Source organism: Dysgonomonas sp. Marseille-P4677 (genome assembly GCF_016652235.1).
In the GTDB taxonomy this organism is placed as follows: domain Bacteria; phylum Bacteroidota; class Bacteroidia; order Bacteroidales; family Dysgonomonadaceae; genus Dysgonomonas.
Genome location: NZ_JAEPKU010000268.1, coordinates 1 through 1521, shown reverse-complemented (window position 1 = coordinate 1521; position 1521 = coordinate 1). Strand labels below are relative to the sequence as shown.

Here is a 1521-nt window from a genome sequence, read left to right as displayed (position 1 = left end):
ACATAGAATATATATTACTACGTGTTATTTTGACATTAACAAATAATACTAAAAAACAACCATTCTTGTTTTAACAATATTTAATACCATTATTTCATTTAGCAATAAAGATTGACTAAATCTGTAAATAAAAAACATTTTTACATAAATATAAATAAATGGAATCTATTCGTAATCTATACAAAATCGGGCATGGACCTTCGAGCAGTCATACGATGGCTCCTCAAAAAGCAGCACTAATATTTAAAGAGGAAAATCCTGAAGCAACATCTTTCAGAGTCACATTGTACGGAAGTTTAGCGGCTACAGGCAAAGGTCACTTAACTGATGCAGCCATTATAAATACCTTAGCACCTTACCCAACCGAAATAGTATGGCATCCGGATATTATATTGTCTTTTCATACCAACGGGATGAAATTTGAAGCGATTAAAGATGAACAAGTCATTAACGAATGGATTACATATAGCATCGGAGGGGGAGACCTCTCGGATGGAACGCAAAAAACAAGTAAGCAAGCTCTATATAATAAAACAACTATGAAACAAATACTGGAATGGTGTCAGCAAACTGGCAAAACATTCTGGGAATATGTAGAAGATACCGAGGGTAAAGAAATATACACATATTTAGAGACCGTGTGGAAGACGATGGAGGCAGCAATTCATCGTGGACTTGATGGTGAAGGACTTCTTCCGGGCGGACTCGGACTGCAACGAAAAGCATCTATGTACTATATAAAGTCAAAAGGTTATCAAGGCTCGATGAAAAGTCGTGCCCTCATATATTCATATGCACTTGCTGTTTCGGAAGAAAATGCAAACGGTGGTATCATAGTTACCGCGCCTACGTGCGGATCGTGTGGAGTACTACCATCCGTTCTTTATCATTTAAAAATGAATCACGATTTTAGTGATATAAAGATAGTGCGGGCATTAGCCACCGCCGGACTAATTGGTAATATCGTCAAATTTAACGCGTCCGTATCCGGAGCCGAGGTTGGTTGTCAGGGTGAAGTTGGTGTTGCGTGTGCTATGGCGGCTGGAGCTGCCTGCCAACTATTTGGTGGATCTACTCAACAAATAGAGTACGCGGCTGAAATGGGGCTGGAACATCATCTCGGTCTTACCTGCGATCCGGTATGCGGTTTGGTGCAAGTACCCTGCATAGAACGAAATGCCTTTGCCGCTGCACGTGCCCTCGATTCTTGCTCATTTGCAATGCTGTCGGATGGTAAACATCTTATCAATTTTGACAAAGTTGTACGTACTATGCAACAAACAGGACATGACTTACCAAGTTTATACAAAGAAACTTCGGCCGGAGGGCTTGCTATTAACATCAATATAGAAGATTAAATTAACTAATATAACATCCCTAGATTATCTACTTTTGTATATACTTTAGTTTTAATATACATTCTTATTTCCTACTTTTGTATTAGAGACATTAAACACCGTACAATAATTATGAATTCAATCACCTTACTAAACAAATCGGCGGACAATATCCGTATACTGG

At 38.7% G+C, this 1521-nt stretch carries 1 protein-coding gene; it reads left to right on the top strand.

The window, feature by feature from the left end; genetic code table 11:
- Nucleotides 1–158 precede the first annotated feature (158 nt).
- Nucleotides 159–1358: an L-serine ammonia-lyase gene (locus JGH11_RS19985; RefSeq protein WP_201114742.1), complete on the top strand. Its 1200-nt coding sequence runs from the start codon at nucleotides 159–161 to the stop codon at nucleotides 1356–1358.
- The last annotated feature ends 163 nt before the right edge of the window (nucleotides 1359–1521 follow it).